The sequence below is a fragment of the Neorhizobium sp. T6_25 genome, from assembly GCF_002968555.1.
Classification (GTDB): domain Bacteria; phylum Pseudomonadota; class Alphaproteobacteria; order Rhizobiales; family Rhizobiaceae; genus Neorhizobium.
This window is the reverse complement of record NZ_PVBL01000010.1, coordinates 182,401-197,774: the sequence shown is the minus strand read 5'-3', so window position 1 is coordinate 197,774 and position 15,374 is coordinate 182,401. Positions and strand designations below refer to the sequence as shown.

Here is a 15,374-nt window from a genome sequence, read left to right as displayed (position 1 = left end):
CCCCACAAGGGGGAGAGGCTCCTCGCGCCGCCCCATGCCTTCAAATGTGATCACCCCGCTCTTGAGGGGATATTGGCTGGGCAGTAGGGCAGCGGCGAATTGAACTGGCCTCCACATCGAAGGGTATAGTATCAGCTCACCCCTTCTCGACCGGCATGTAAAGATCGCCGCCGTCGCGGTATTTCGCAGCCATGGCTTCCAGACCCTCCTTCTGCGCTTCGGCGCGGATGTCATGGGAAATTCGCATCGAGCAGAATTTCGGACCGCACATGGAGCAGAAATGCGCCACCTTGTGCGCCTCCTTCGGCAGGGTCTCGTCATGCATCGAGCGGGCCGTTTCGGGATCGAGCGAGAGGTTGAACTGGTCCTCCCAGCGGAACTCGAAGCGGGCGCGCGACAGCGCGTCGTCGCGCACCTGGGCCGCGGGATGGCCCTTGGCGAGATCGGCCGCATGCGCGGCGATCTTGTAGGTGATGACCCCCACCTTGACGTCGTTGCGGTCCGGCAGGCCGAGATGTTCCTTGGGCGTCACGTAGCAGAGCATGGCGGTGCCGAACCAGCCGATCATCGCCGCCCCGATGCCCGACGTGATGTGGTCGTAGCCCGGCGCGATATCGGTGGTCAGCGGCCCGAGCGTATAGAACGGCGCCTCGCCGCAGACGGCGAGCTGCTTGTCCATGTTCGCCTTGATCTTGTGCATCGGCACATGGCCGGGGCCTTCGATCATCACCTGGCAATCCTTCGCCCAGGCGATCTTCGTCAGCTCCCCGAGGGTCTCCAGTTCCGCGAACTGGGCCGCATCGTTGGCATCGGCGATCGAACCCGGGCGAAGACCGTCGCCGAGCGAGAACGACACGTCGTAGGCCCGGGCGATGTCGCAGATCTCCTCGAAATGTTCGTAGAGAAAACTCTCCTTGTGGTGGTGCAGACACCACTTGGCCATGATCGAACCGCCGCGGGAAACGATGCCGGTGACGCGGTTGACGGTGAGCGGGATATAGGCGAGCCGCACGCCGGCATGGATGGTGAAGTAGTCGACACCCTGCTCGGCCTGCTCGATCAGCGTGTCGCGATAGACTTCCCAGGTCAGGTCCTCGGCAATGCCGTTCACCTTTTCGAGCGCCTGGTAGAGCGGCACGGTGCCGATCGGCACCGGCGAATTGCGGATGATCCAGTCGCGGATATTGTGGATGTTGCGGCCGGTCGACAGGTCCATGACCGTATCGGCGCCCCAGCGGATCGCCCAGACCATCTTCTCGACTTCCTCGGCCATCGACGAGGTGACGGCCGAATTGCCGATATTGGCGTTGATCTTCACCAGGAAGTTGCGGCCGATGATCATCGGTTCGGATTCGGGATGGTTGATATTGGCGGGAATGATTGCCCTGCCTTCCGCGACTTCGCGCCGAACGAACTCGGGCGTCACGAAATCCGGCACATGGGCGCCGAAACTTTCGCCGTCGCGGATGAGCGGCTCGCTGGCTGCCTGCCGGCCGAGGTTCTCGCGGATGGCGACGAATTCCATCTCCGGCGTGATGATGCCGGCCCGCGCATAGGCGAGCTGGGTGACGGCCCGGCCCGTTTTCGCCTTGAAGGGCTGGTTGCGGACCGGGAATTCCGGCGTCAGATGGCTCCCGTACACGAAGCCGTTGTCCTCCGGCCTGACGATGCGGCCCTCATAGGTTTCGACATCGCCGCGGGCGACAATCCAGCTTTCGCGCAGGCGCGGCAGGCCGGCATCGATGCTGATCGCGGCGCCTTCAGCGGTATAGGGACCGGAGGAATCGTAGACGGTGACCGGCGGCTCGCCGGAGGTCGGATGCAACGCGATCTGGCGCATCGGCACGCGGATGTCCGGGTGGATCGTTCCTGCTTTCAGGACCTTCGTGGAGGCGGGAAGCGGGCCGGTGGTGACGACCGGGGTGAGCTTGGTGGTTGCAATATTCATGGCTCAAGGCTCCAAGGTTTGACGTTTGGAGACCCAGTTCCAGTGTTGGAATGATGGAAAAACACCCCGGAATCCGAAGGACGGTTTCCCGCCCTTGTTACCGCAGCGCCCGCACCGTCCCTACGCCAGTATGAACTGGATCAGGTTCAACGGGTCACTGCGCCTCGGCCGGCCAAAGCCGTCCGACCAGCAGTATCTCAGCCCCTTGACGGGACCCCCCTGGTGAATGGCGCCATCAGAAACCCGCGGGCCGTTCATGTCAAGCCGGGCCATGCCGATGGCGATCGATCGGATTTTACGGAATCCCGCAACCCTAACTTCACGACGTTTATTGCTGGAATCTTAGGCTTTCCTGCGTAGTAACATCCCCAGCGATGAACGCAGAATTTGAACGATCCGGAGATGTCGAGATGAACGAGACCATTCGCGAATTACTCACACGGATAGGCGGCCTTCCGGTCGCGGTGACCGAGCTGGAAGACGGCGCCGATCTTTATGCGGCCGGCCTCTCCTCATTTGCATCCGTACAATTGATGCTGGGCCTGGAAGAGGCTTTCGACATCGAGTTTCCCGACAGCCTTTTGAACCGCAAGTCCTTCGCCAGCATAGCCGCGATCGAGCAGACGGTTTCGCATATCCTGAAAGCGCGCGAGGCCGCTTGAGATGAGCCTCCCCGCCTTTGCCGCCGACATGAGCCTGAGCGCCCGCGCTCACCGCGTGGCAACCGTAGCGGCCGAATTTGCCGACCGCGTCGACCATGACGGCCGCTTCCCCCGCGAGGCGGTCGATGCCATGAAGGCCGAGCGCCTGATCGGCATCCAGATCCCGGCCGCGTTCGGCGGCGAGAGCGCTTCGATCACCGAGATCGCCGAGGTCTGCTCCATCCTGGGACAGGCCTGCGCCGCAAGCGCCATGGTTTTCGCCATGCACCAGATCAAGGTTTCGAGCCTCGTGGAGCACGGTGGCGACAGCGAATGGCATAGGGACTTCATGCGCGAGCTTGCCGGCCGCCAGCTTCTCGTCGCCTCCGCGACGACCGAGGGCGGCATCGGCGGCAATATGCGCAACTCCATCTGCGCGATCGAGGTCGACGGCGACGTCTGCCGCCTGACCAAGGATGCGACGGTGATTTCCTACGGCGCCCACGCCGATGTGATCATGGTCACCTCGCGCTCCAACGAGAAGGCCGCACCGACCGACCAGGTCATGACCGTCTTCAAGCAAGGCCAGTATACCCTGCAGAAGACCGTCGACTGGGATACGCTCGGCATGCGCGGCACCTGCTCCGACGGTTTCCTCTTCAGGGGCGAGGCGCCGTCCGTCCAGATCTTTCCAAAGCCGTTCGCCGAGATCGCCGCGCAATCGATGCTCGCCACCTCGCATCTCCTCTGGAGCGCGGTCTGGTACGGGATCGCCGCGGATGCGGTACTGCGTGCCCAGGCTTTCGTGCGTGCCGCCGCCCGCAAGGCGGGCGGCACCCAGCCGCCCGGCGCGCTGAGGCTCGCCGAAGCCTCGAACCTGCTGCAGCTCCTCAAGGCCGGCATCCTCTCCGGTCTCAGGATTTACGCGGATGCCAAGGTGGATCACGACCAGCTATCGTCCATGGCGTTTTCGATCGCCATGAACAACGTCAAGCTGGCTTCCTCCGAGACGATCCTGACCATCATCAACCAGGCGATGATCATCTGCGGCATCATGGGCTACAAGAACGGCACGCCCTACAGTCTCGGCCGGCATCTGCGCGACGCGCATTCCGCCCAGCTGATGATTTCCAACGACCGCATCCTCGGCAATACGTCGACCATGCTGCTCGTTCAGAAACCGGACACCAGCCTGCTCGGCTGACGCCCCGATCATTTCATATGTAAACCATTGAAAAGAATGAGGTAAGGCCATGGATATGCAAGTTTCATTTCTCGACCGCCTGTTTGATGCAGGCCTGCTGATCGAGACGGGCGTCGACGGACTGTATGGCCGCAGCGGCCAGTTCGAAGACGTTATCGCCGCCTTCGAGCGGTTGATCGACAAGGTCGGCGGCGGCGACGGTGCCGAGGCGATGCGCTTCCCGCCGGGCATGAACCGCGCCTTCTTCGAGACCAGCGGCTATATGAAGAGCTTCCCGCAGCTCGCCGGCACGGTGCATTCGTTCTGCGGCAACGAACTCGACCATATGAGCCTGCTGAAATGCATGGAAGTCGGCGAGGAGGACTGGACCAAGGGCCAGGAAGCGACCGACATCGTGCTGACGCCGGCGGCCTGCTATCCGCTCTATCCGACCGTTGCGCGGCGCGGCAGCCTGCCGGCCGGCGGCGCTCTGTTCGACCTGCAGAGCTACTGCTTCCGCCATGAGCCCTCCAAGGATCCGGCCCGCCAGCAGCTTTTCCGCATGCGCGAATATGTCTGCATGGGCACGGAGAGCCACGTCACCGACTTCCGCCAGCTGTGGATGGATCGCGGCGTCGAGATGATGAAGTCGCTCGGCCTCGAGGTGGAGATCGACATCGCCAACGACCCGTTCTTCGGCCGCGCCGGCAAGATGCTGGTCAACAACCAGCGCGACCAGAACCTGAAGTTCGAACTCCTGATCCCGATCACCTCCGTCGCCAAGCCCACCGCCTGCATGAGCTTCAATTATCATCAGGACAGTTTCGGCCTGAAATGGGGCCTCAACCTGGAGGATGGCAGCGTCGCTCACACGGCCTGCGTTGGTTTCGGCCTCGAGCGCATCGCGCTTGCGCTCTTCCACACCCACGGTCTAGACGTAAAAGAGTGGCCGGGCTCCGTCCGCGCCACGCTCTGGGGCTGATCCAATGACGGCGGTATTTCCGGCGCTCGATCCGGCGAACTACAGGACACATGCGCTGCATTCGGCCGAGCGCATGTGGCCGGAGACGAATTGTTACGTCGATCTGTGGATAGAGGTGCTTTCGGCGCAGGGACTGCCGCCGGAAGCCATACTCGGTTTCACCCTGACCCAGGATTTCGAGGGCGACCAGTTCACTTTCTTCAAGGTGCCGCTCGAAGACCTCGAGACCCTGTTCGGTATTCGCGTAACCGAACTGGCGATCTTCGACCGGCCGGAATGGCATGTTACGGAGCAAATCCGCCGCAGCCGGCTGACGCTGCTCGAACTCGACAGCTTTTATCTGCCCGATACGCGCGGCGTCGCCTATCGCCAGGAACACGGCAAGACGACGGTCGCGATCAACCGGCTGGACCTCGAACGCCGCGAGCTCGACTATTTCCACAATGGCGGCTTCTTCACCCTTTCCGGCGAAGATTTCGATGGCCTGTTCCAGTTGAACGCCGGCCCGGCGGCGCTGCCCTTCCTGCCCTATACCGAATTCGCCAAGTTCCCCGCCGCCTATCCGGATGCGAGGGAAATTCGCGAAACCGCCTGGAAGCTGCTCAGGCATCATTTTCCCCGGCGGCCGCAAGACAATCCCATCCGTGCGTTCGGCAAAGTCTTCCCGGCGCAGGTGGAGCGGATCGCCGAGAGGGATTTCGGCTTCTTTCATAAATACGCGTTCAACACGCTGCGGCAGATCGGCGCCAATTTCGAGCTGCTGGCGAGCCATCTCGCCTGGCTGAACCACAAGGCGTTCGCCCAGCCTGAACGGCAGGCGCTGAGGATTTCGGAAGTGGCAAAATCCACCCAGTTCCAGCTTGCCCGCGCCCTGACCCGCAAGAAGTTCGAACCGCTGGCAACAGCGCTCGATCCGGCCGCCGACGCCTGGGACCTGCTGATGGGGGACCTGGCGTCGACGCTGAGCCACGCCCGCGAGGCCGCGTGAGCCTTCTTATCCCGATCGGATCAAGGACCAGCCTTCTTGCCGAGGGCTGGTCTTTGGCGTTGACGGAGCCTGGCGCCTACTCCCTGCCGTCCGATCTTCCTCCGGACCTGGAATGCCTCCCGGCGATGGTGCCGGGCACGGTCGCCGCCGCCCTGGAGGCTGCCGGCCGCTTCGACCGACACCATCCCGAGCCGCTGATCGACCGGGATGCCTGGTATCGCTGCCGGCTTGCCGGTGAAGCACCCGGGCCGGCGATCCTGCGGTTTGCCGGGCTTGCGACTGTGGCCGAGGTGTTTCTCGGCGAGACGCTGATCCTGTCCTCGACAAGCATGTTCGAAAGCCACGATGTCGCGGTGGAACTGACCGGCACCGAAACCCTGTCGATCTGCTTTCGAGCTTTGAAGCCGCATCTGGAAAAAGCCGGGCCTCGTGCCCGCTGGCGTCCGCGGCTGATGAACAGCCAAGGTCTCCGCCTGATCCGCACGACCGCACTCGGCTTCATGCCGGGATGGTGTCCGGAGGTTCATGCGGTGGGACCCTGGCGGCCGGTTTCGGTGATGCGCATCGCCGATTACCGCGTGACTTCGCCCCCCTCATCCGGCCCTGCGGGCCACCTTCTCCCCGCTGGGGAGAAGAGGGAGCTCGCCATCTCCGCCGAGCTTGATAAAAGCGGAGCAGGCCTTCTCAAGGTCAGCTTTGCTTTTGACGGACCGTCCCGCGATCTCCGTCTCGTCTGCAATGGCAGAGAGACACATTTTACAAATGACGGCGACCGATATTCGGCTGAGCTTTGCCTGCCGGGAATAGAACCCTGGTGGCCGCATACCCATGGCGCGTCGGCGCTTTACGACGTGGCGCTCAAGGTCGATGGCGAAGAATTCCAGCTCGTCCGGACCGGCTTCCGCAGCCTGAAGGTCGATCGCGGCACGGACGGCGACGATTTCGCCGTCATCGTCAACGGCGAGAAGATATTCTGCCGCGGCGCCGTCTGGACCTCCGCCGATATCGTCAATCTGCCGGGCGATCGCGCCACCTACGAGCCCTGGCTCAGGCTCGCGAAAGACGCGGGCATGAACATGATCCGCATTCCCGGCATCGCCACCTATGAAAGCCCGGATTTCTTCGCGCTGTGCGACGAGCTCGGCCTGCTGGTCTGGCAGGATCTGATGCTTGCCAATTTCGACTATCCTGCCGGCGATCCGGATTTCGTGATTCACGTGAAAACGGAAGTCGGGCAGTTCCTGGCGGCGACGCAGGCCTCGCCGTCGCTTGCGGTCCTTTGCGGCGGCAGCGAAATCTATCAGCAGGGCGCCATGCTGGGCCTGCCGGAACGCATCTGGAAAGGCCCGCTCTGCGAGGAAATCCTTCCCGCCTTGGCGGCCGATTGCCGGCCGGACTTGGCATATGTGGCAAATTCGCCCTCCGGCGGCGCCTTGCCTTTCTACCCGAATGCCGGTGTCGCCCATTATTACGGCGTCGGCGCCTACAAGCGGCCGCTCGAGGATGCGCGGCGGGCAAATATCCGTTTTGCAGCCGAGTGCTTGGCGTTCTCAAACCTCTCCGATTCGGAAACGCTGGCCGGCGGCAAATCCGGAATCCCCCGGGACGCCGGGGTGGACTGGGATTTCGAGGACGTTCGCGATCATTACCTCGGCACGCTTTACGATGCCGATCCGCAGACGCTGCGCGCGCAGCAGCCGGAACGATATCTCGCCCTCTCCCGCGCCGTGACCGGGGAGGTGATGGAAGCCGCCTTCGCCGAATGGCGCCGGCCCGGCTCGACTTGCAACGGCGCACTCGCCTTTACCTTCCAGGATGTCATGCCCGGTCCCGGCTGGGGCGTGGTTGGCGTCGACCGCGTGCCGAAACCTGCCTGGTTCGCGCTGAAGCGGGCCTTCCGGCCGGTCCAGGCCATATTTGCCGACGAGGGCACCAACGGGCTGGATATCCACCTTCTCAATGAAACGCCCACCGACCTGCCGGTGGTTCTCGAACTCGCCTGCCTGCGGGACGGCAGGATGGCAGTGGTTTCAGGCCGCCGAGAACTGACGCTTATCTCTCGCAGCAGCGAGAGCATCGCCGCGACCGATCTGTTCGGCGCCTTTTTCGACGCCAACTACGCCTACCGTTTCGGTCCGCCCTCTCACGACGTGACGGTTGCGCGGCTGAAACATGCGCAAACGGGCGAGATTGTCGCGGAGGCTTTCCATTTTCCGCTCGGACGCGCCCACGCTTTCCACGATGCCGAGATTACGGTTTCGGTCGCAGAGGGCGAGGGAGCGTTCTGGCTGGAGCTTTCGACGGATAGCTTTGCGCAGTCGGTCAGCATCGAATGTGCCGGATACCGCCCCTCTGACAATGGCTTTCACCTGGCGCCGGGCGCGGTCAGGCGCATCCGCCTTGCCGCACTCCCGGACGCCGCCGGCAGACCCGGCGGCACGATCCGTTCACTCGGCGGCGATCGAATCCTGCGTTTTTGAATAGGCGAGCTCTGCCAGCGGGAAGCGGAAGGCCATTTGCCTGAGAGCCTTGAGATAGGCAGCCCGGGCATGCTCCGGCGTCAGATTGTGGTCGGCATCCGGAATGATCTCCGCCGATACATTGGTGAAACGGCTCAAGCCGGACCCGTCATGGCCGAAATAGAAGTCGTATTGCTCGAGGCCAAGATCGTTTTCGCTATAGATCAGCGAGATGGAGGTGCCGCGCTGGTGGAGGGTGCGGAAAGCGCCGTAGATCACCCGGCCCTCCGGCAGGAAACCACGAAAGGCATGCAGGATCTTGTGCTTGGCCCGGTTGCCGAGACCCCTCGCGATATTGCGGGCCGCGACAATGGTATCGACCTCGCCTCGGATGATGCGCTTGAATGTTTCGGCGCGCAGGGCCCGCCTGCGATAGTCCTGCAGGCTGCGCGTGCCGTTGACGATCGCATCCTCGACCGAGCGGCCGGGCGACCAGTGAAACACGGCGGGATTGACGGACACATTGCCGGCAATGCGCGGTTCGGCGACCGAGGCCTGGAAGCCGAGATAGGCTCCGCTGCAGCGGCCTGCGGTGACGACCGGCGTCAGGCGGCGGCTTTGGAGAAAGTCGATCGCTTCCGATACGTCGGCATTTTGGGTGGAATGATAGAGGACTTGTTCCGGCCGGCCCGGCACCGGCGGGCTATCTCCCGCATTGGCCGTATCGAAACGCAGCGAAGGAATGCCGGAGCGCGCCAGCGACCGAGCCAGCGCCACCGTCGAGCGGCCCCAGCCGACATGCCTGTCGTAGGCCGATGTCAGGAAAAGCACCGTGGCGCCCGCGCGGCCGTGGTTCGGCTCGCAGAGGACCCCGAACAGCCGATCATCGAGGCCGAAACGAACCGGAGTTTCCGTAAAACCGTCACCGACAAGCGGTTCCGCCTGCACCGGCGGGCGGTGTGCCGCGGAGATTGCCTCCGCGGGTAAGGCAGCGATCCAGTCAGCCAGCTTGTCCGCCACCGGGAGCGGCAGTCTTGCAATCGCGGGGTTGGAGACCAGCTGGTCGTAACCTTCGAAAGCCTGCTCGGTCACATCCGCCCCAAGCGCCCGCAGCCGCGCGGCGAATTGCGTATCGGCCGGCCGGTCGGCCCGTCCGACCACCAGAACGCGCGGCGCGGCCTGCCGATCGATCATCAGCAGATCGACCTTGCGAACCTCATCGGCGATCTGGCCGGGCATGGTGAGGGAAGCGATGGACACGCCGGTCTTGTCGCGCTGCTCGTCGGCAAGGCCCAGATTTTCGTCCACCACTTTGGACCAGACTGCAAGCTCGCGAATATGCAGGCGACCGGAAACGACCGGCGCCATATAGGCGATGCCGGCCAGATCTTCGAGCCTGTCGGCGGCCTTGGTCGCGACGACGGCCCCCAGACCTTGGCAAACGAGGACGATCCGCTCGCAACCGGAAAGCGCCTTGAGATGCGTGGCAGCGGAAACGAGGCTGTCGGACCAGACGGAAAGCCCGCCCTCGAAGTCGAGGTCGTCAAGCGCATCGCCCGTACCGGGATAATCGAACCGCAGGCTGGCAATACCGCGATTGGCAAGCTTTTCCGAAATGATGCGCCAGAACTTGCGCGTGCACATTTCCTCCAGTCCCCAGGGGCTGGCAAACAGCACGGCCACGCCGGACGGCGCGGTTCCCGCGGACGGTGGCGTGAAAAGCCCGACGGTGCCGTCGAACGTCAGCGGTTGGGATGCCGCGCGTTGAGGCAGGGGCGAGGTTTCCCCGGCGGCCGGGGATTGAGGTCGAGCGTCCATCATGGTCGTGCCGGCAGTTTTTTTGATCACTGCGCCAGCAATACGTCCGACCTTGCTTCCAGGCGTTTAAACTATCTGGCGCAATTTTACCGATCGCAGCTGGATTGTTCCGAAAAGACGCGGGAGAGAACCTGCATCTGGGGCCGGTCGCCGCTTTTGGTCGGCTGGATGTTGAGCGGCTCGTTTTCCGGCCACCACTCGCCGCCGGCCCAATAGGACCAACCGAGCCAGACATCGGCGCCCTGCTCGACCGTTCGGACCATCTCGGCAAGTGCCGGAAGGCAGTCCGGCGTGGCCGGGACTGCGAGTTCCCCCAGGTATCCGCGCTGTCCGTGTTCCCGAAGCCAGCCGGCCACGTCGCCGATCGCCTTCACGGCGTCGGCTGCCCGCGAGCACTCGGTGTTTTTCCCGGAAAAATCCGTGTCCAGGTATTGATGAACCTCATAGGCATAGTTGTCCTGCGGATCGGAGATCGCGAGCATCGCCGCCGCATTCGGCGTGCCGTAATCCCCGGCAAGCCAGCTATGGGCCCCCGTCCAGGCGGTGCCCGGTACGAGCACGAGATTGGCGGCTCCCGTCTGCCGGATCGCGCCGATCGCGCTGTTGACGGCGGAAAGCCAGTCTTCGGCCGAAATGCCGTAGGGCTCGTTCATCAGGCCGAAGGCGATCCCGTCGATGCCGGCAGCGGCTGTCGCCAGCCGGCGCCAGAAATCCGCGAATGCGCTCTGCGGCACTGTTTCGGAGCCTATCGGCTGGCCGCGAAACCGCCCGTAATTATGCGGGTCGAGAATGACCGTCATGCCGCCGGCGCGGATCAGCCGGACCGTATCGAGCAACCGCTCGAGCTCGGCGGGATCGAGCCCCTTGTAGAGCTGCGGCTGGAGCCTTTCCCAGAGAAACGGCAGGCGCACCGTGTTGAAGCCCTTGCCGACGAAATAATCGATCGTTTCTTTGGTGGGATAGACATAGCCCTTGCCGTATTCGTCTCCGAGACTGCCGAACTCGGCGCCGGCCAGGTTGACGCCGCGCAGGCAGGCGGTCTTTGCCTCGGCCGATCCGGCCGCTACCGCCAGGGACACCAGAACGCCTAGCAAACGCGAGACGCCGCGGTCGATTTTTCGAGACCTCTGCTTCAAGTCTTCCTCCAGTGCGAAGCCGCAACCTGCCACCATAACCTTTAGCAAATGCGAATCGTTGCCCGAAGCGCTCCCGCGGCGGTGATGCGCGCGCTGACGGCGCAAAAGGAACGGAATTTTGGGTGGCTGGCTTTAAGGTCGGCAGGTAAGAAGCTCATCTGGACAGACAAACAAGACGGGCTGTACACATTACAGAACCAAGACCGGGCCTCGCCGGGCATTTTCCTGTCCTGCATGGGGTCGGATATTGTCCGGCACCAATTTTATGTATACACGGAGTGGCCGACCGATGGCAGAGGAGGGAGAATTTGCATGAACAACTATGTCCTGACCGTATCCTGCAAGACGACGCGCGGCATTGTCGCAGCGATTTCCGGCTTTCTGGCGGAAAAGGGTTGCAACATCATCGACAGCTCGCAGTTCGATGACCTCGACACGGGCAAGTTCTTCATGCGCGTCAGCTTCCTCTCCGAGGAAGGCGCCGAACGTCCGGCACTGCTCGAAGGCTTCAAGCCGATCGCCGACCGGTTCGAGATGGAATGGGAGATCTTCGACACGCAAGAGCGCATGAAGGTGCTGCTGATGGTGTCGCGTTTCGGTCATTGCCTGAACGACCTGCTCTACCGCTGGAAGATCGGCGCCCTGCCGATCAACATCGTCGGCGTCGTCTCCAACCATTTCGACTACCAGAAGCTCGTGGTCAACAACGACATTCCCTTCCACCACATCAAGGTGACGAAGGAAAACAAGCCGCAGGCCGAAGCCCAGCTTCTCGATCTGGTCGAGCAGAGCGGCACCGAGCTCATCGTGCTGGCCCGCTACATGCAGGTCCTGTCCGACAGCCTCTGCAAGAAGATGTCCGGCAAGATCATCAACATCCACCACTCCTTCCTTCCGAGCTTCAAGGGCGCCAATCCCTACAAGCAGGCCTATACCCGCGGCGTGAAGCTGATCGGCGCGACGGCCCATTACGTCACCGCCGATCTCGACGAAGGCCCGATCCTCGAGCAGGACACGGTGCGCATCACCCATGCGCAGTCGGCAGACGACTATGTCTCGCTCGGGCGCGACGTGGAAAGCCAGGTGCTGGCGCGCGCCATCCACGCCCATATCCATCACCGCACCTTCATCAACGGCAACCGCACTGTCGTCTTCCCGCCGAGCCCCGGCTCCTACGCTTCGGAGCGCATGGGCTGAACCTCATCCAAAGTCGGTAGAAAGGCCTATGGACGCAGGCCTTTAACGCTCTATCCTCTTCGGAAGCGCCCTTCCGGAGAGGTTCATGTCCGACGTACTGCCAGAACTCATCGAGCCTCCTGCAAATGACCTTCCGATCGAAGCGATCGAGGACGTTCTACGCGACCATTACGGGCTTTCCGGGCAGATCTTCCCGATCGAGGGTCGGCAAAACCCCTATTTCCTGATCGACAACGGCCACATGCGCTACCTGCTCAAGGTGGCGCCCGCCGAAGGACCTCTCGAGGAGATCGAGGCTGAACACGCCCTGATGCGCCATATCCTGCGCAGCCCGGACGGGCCGCGGGTTCCCGAGCCGGTAGTGACCAAAGAGGGCGGCGACACGCTCGTCCTGCCGCTCGGCGGCGAAGACCGGCGCATCCGGCTCCTCACCTTTCTCGACGGTACGGCCCCGCCAAGTGGCGAGAAGCTGCCGGACCAGGCCGTGGCAGCCTTCGGGGCGATCTCCGCAGCACTTGCAAAAAGCCTGCTGGATTTCGAACATCCGGTCCTGCAGCGCGAACCGGAGGGGGACCTGCGCAAGGCCGGCCCGCAGACGGTCACGCTTCTCTCCGCCGTCGCCGACCAGGAAATCCGCGACGTGATCGCCAAGGCAATGGTGACGGCGCTGCGGCGCATCCAGCCGCTCGGCCCGAGCCTGAGGATCGCGGCGGCGCATCAGAACATCAACGGCGAAACCGTCGTCGGCGAGGATACGGACGGCGCGTGGCTGCCGACCGGCGTGACGGACTTTACCGGCATTTCCAACGGCTGGCTGGTCGCCGGTTTCGCCAATACCTGCGCCTATCTGCTCGCCGACCGCGACGGCGATCCTTTCGCGCTGCTGCCGGCGATCCGCGCCTATCACGACATCTACCCGTTCACCTTGAACGAACTCGAGGCGTTGTGGCCGCTGGTCGTAGCCCGCACCGGCATTCTCGCCGCCGAAGCCGAAAGCCGTCAGACCGGGTTACCCGACGACCCGCAAGCCAGGGAAGACGCGGAGAAACGCCGCGCCGTACTGAACGCCGCAACTTCCGTTGCGCCGGCACAGGTGCTTGCGGCCATCCTTGATGCAACCGGCATGGAAAAACAGCTGCCGGAGATCGGCCGCCTCCTGCCCGATATCGACCCGGAAACTTTCCGGCTGGTCGATTTGAGCGTCACCAGCCCGCTGCTCTACGGCGGAAACTGGACGGATGCCGACAACGACTGGAAGCTGCTTGCCCACATCGCCCGGGAGACCGGCCGCGCCAGCACCCGCTACGGCGAATACCGGCTTTCGAAAAGCAGCACCGATCCGCAGCAGGAACCGGAAAGTTTCGCGCTTCATATCGATGCCTGCATACCCGCCCGGATGCCGGCGGTGGCGCCCTTTGCGGGTACGCTGAAAGCCGCCGGACCTCGCCTCGTCCTTGTCGGCCGCGACCTGACCCTGCATGTCGAAGGCCTCGAATGCACGCTCGCCGAAGAGACCGAGCTCGCTGCGGGCGACCCGCTTGGTGTCATCGCGGGGACCGAAAATTCCGTCGGCGGCCTGCGCCTCAGGTTCTGCCTCGATGCGGATCTCGTGCCGCCGCTCTTCTGCAAGCCGAGCGAGGTGGGCACATGGGCGAGATTATGCCCTTCGCCGTCGGCGCTGCTCGGTATCGACGCGAATGCCCCGGTTCCGAAATATCCCGACCAGCCCGTCCGCGGCTGGAGGGAATACCTCTTCGATGCGACGGGCCGCAGCACCCTCGATCTTACCGGCCAGGCGCCGCTGATCGGCTACGGGCATCCGCGCCTTGCTGCCGCGACCTACCGCCAGACCATCCTCCTCAACCGCGCCGCAGGCCATCCATCGGAATCGGAAGAGGCTCTGCGCGCCCAACTGACCGAGCTTGCGCCCGAAGGGCTGAGCCACGTCTTTTTTGTCTCTGGCCGCGCGGAGGCGCTGGATCTCGCCTTCAGGCTTGCCCGCAGCCATACCAACAAGCGTGGCATCATCGGCCTTCCGGGGCTGCGGACGGACCGTCGGGATCCGGACTTCTTCGCTGTTCCATCCGTTGGAACGGCAACCGACATGATCCATGATCTCGATGATGTCGCGGCTGTGCTGGCCCAAGGTTATGGCGAGGCCGCGAACCTGGACGAGCCCTTGACGGAACTTCGGCAGAAGGCCGGCCTGCTGATCGTCGACGAGACCGGAACCGGTTATGGCCGCCTCGGACACCACACCTGGGGCTTTTCGCACCGGGGGCTCGCGCCGGACATCGTGTTTGTGGACGGGCCGGACGGCGGCGCTCCGTCGTTTCTGATGACACGGCCCGAGATCGCCGCAAACTTCCCCTCGGACCACCACCCGCCGGCGATCTGCCCCGTCAGGGCGGCCTCCGCCATCGCGGCGCTCGACGTTATCCGGGAGGAACAAATGCGCGAAAACACGCGCGAGATCGGCAGCCATCTGAAGACACGGCTCGAAAGCCTGGCCGAACGTTTTCCCGCGATCTCCGCCGTATCGGGGAGCGGACTGCTGCTCGTCATCAATCTCGTCGACGAAGCGGCGGACCTCGGCGAACGGCTGCGACCCGGCATTGTCGCCGATATCGGCACTCCCAGACGCCTCGTCCTGCGTCCGCCGCTGTGCTTCAGCCGCCAAAGCGCGGACGGGCTGGTGGATCGGATCGAGACCCTGCTCTCGGAAATTTGAGGTCGCCGATCCGGTCGTTGCCGGAAATTTTCCACCGTCGATCCTTGCTTGGGTGGAAAAGCCACCTATCTCTGGGCTGACGGGCGGTGGCCAAGAATCGCGAATGAAATTTCACAATTCGGCCTTCTTCCTGTCATCAGTCGGAAAAAAATTCTAGGTAGACTGATTTTCGTTGATCATTTTGTGGGATTCGCCTACAGATGATTTCCGTTCGGCCTGCTGAGTCTGGCTGATTTTCGCGCAACACCATGAAGGGAGAGTGACATGTTTAAATTCGTCCGCGTCGCCGCC

At 63.3% G+C, this 15,374-nt stretch carries 10 protein-coding genes and 1 riboswitch; of the genes, 7 read left to right on the top strand and 3 right to left on the bottom strand.

Annotated features, from left to right (window positions below):
• Positions 1-136 precede the first annotated feature (136 nt).
• Positions 137-1,948, bottom strand: a complete 1,812-nt coding sequence (thiC, locus tag C5L10_RS16350; RefSeq protein WP_105430538.1) for a phosphomethylpyrimidine synthase ThiC — start codon at positions 1,946-1,948, stop codon at positions 137-139.
• Positions 1,949-2,047: 99 nt separating this feature from the next.
• Positions 2,048-2,179: riboswitch (TPP riboswitch) on the bottom strand.
• A gap of 179 nt (positions 2,180-2,358) precedes the next feature.
• On the opposite strand from thiC, the gene C5L10_RS16345 reads away from it, so the two are divergent.
• From C5L10_RS16345 to C5L10_RS16325, 5 genes are read left to right on the top strand one after another with little or no spacing between them, the layout of a single operon-like run.
• Positions 2,359-2,610, top strand: a complete 252-nt coding sequence (locus C5L10_RS16345; protein WP_105430537.1) for an acyl carrier protein — start codon at positions 2,359-2,361, stop codon at positions 2,608-2,610.
• Position 2,611: 1 nt separating this feature from the next.
• The gene (locus tag C5L10_RS16340; protein WP_105430536.1) at positions 2,612-3,793 is read left to right on the top strand and encodes an acyl-CoA dehydrogenase family protein; all 1,182 of its coding nucleotides are present in this window, start codon (positions 2,612-2,614) and stop codon (positions 3,791-3,793) included.
• Between the two features lie 49 nt (positions 3,794-3,842).
• The gene (locus C5L10_RS16335; RefSeq protein ID WP_105404368.1) at positions 3,843-4,754 is read left to right on the top strand and encodes an amino acid--[acyl-carrier-protein] ligase; all 912 of its coding nucleotides are present in this window, start codon (positions 3,843-3,845) and stop codon (positions 4,752-4,754) included.
• A 4-nt stretch (positions 4,755-4,758) separates the two neighbouring features.
• Complete coding sequence (locus tag C5L10_RS16330; protein WP_105430535.1) at positions 4,759-5,742, top strand: DUF1839 family protein; 984 nt, start codon at positions 4,759-4,761, stop codon at positions 5,740-5,742.
• Positions 5,739-8,222: a glycoside hydrolase family 2 protein gene (locus C5L10_RS16325; protein WP_105430534.1), complete on the top strand. Its 2,484-nt coding sequence runs from the start codon at positions 5,739-5,741 to the stop codon at positions 8,220-8,222. The genes C5L10_RS16330 and C5L10_RS16325 overlap by 4 nt, the downstream gene beginning before the upstream one ends.
• On the opposite strand, the gene C5L10_RS16320 is transcribed toward C5L10_RS16325, so the two are convergent.
• Together C5L10_RS16320 and C5L10_RS16315 are read right to left on the bottom strand one after the other, a co-directional pair.
• On the bottom strand, positions 8,190-10,049 hold the full coding sequence (locus C5L10_RS16320; RefSeq protein ID WP_245448019.1) for an alpha/beta hydrolase: 1,860 nt from the start codon (positions 10,047-10,049) through the stop codon (positions 8,190-8,192). The genes C5L10_RS16325 and C5L10_RS16320 overlap by 33 nt on opposite strands.
• Before the next feature lie 56 nt (positions 10,050-10,105).
• Positions 10,106-11,155, bottom strand: a complete 1,050-nt coding sequence (locus tag C5L10_RS16315) for a glycoside hydrolase family 5 protein (RefSeq protein ID WP_245448018.1) — start codon at positions 11,153-11,155, stop codon at positions 10,106-10,108.
• 312 nt (positions 11,156-11,467) lie between these two features.
• Between C5L10_RS16315 and purU the strand changes: the two genes are divergently transcribed.
• Positions 11,468-12,352, top strand: coding sequence for a formyltetrahydrofolate deformylase (gene purU, locus C5L10_RS16310; protein ID WP_046636800.1), 885 nt, complete (start codon positions 11,468-11,470; stop codon positions 12,350-12,352).
• A gap of 85 nt (positions 12,353-12,437) precedes the next feature.
• On the top strand, positions 12,438-15,083 hold the full coding sequence (locus tag C5L10_RS16305) for an aminotransferase class III-fold pyridoxal phosphate-dependent enzyme (protein ID WP_105430532.1): 2,646 nt from the start codon (positions 12,438-12,440) through the stop codon (positions 15,081-15,083).
• The last annotated feature ends 291 nt before the right edge of the window (positions 15,084-15,374 follow it).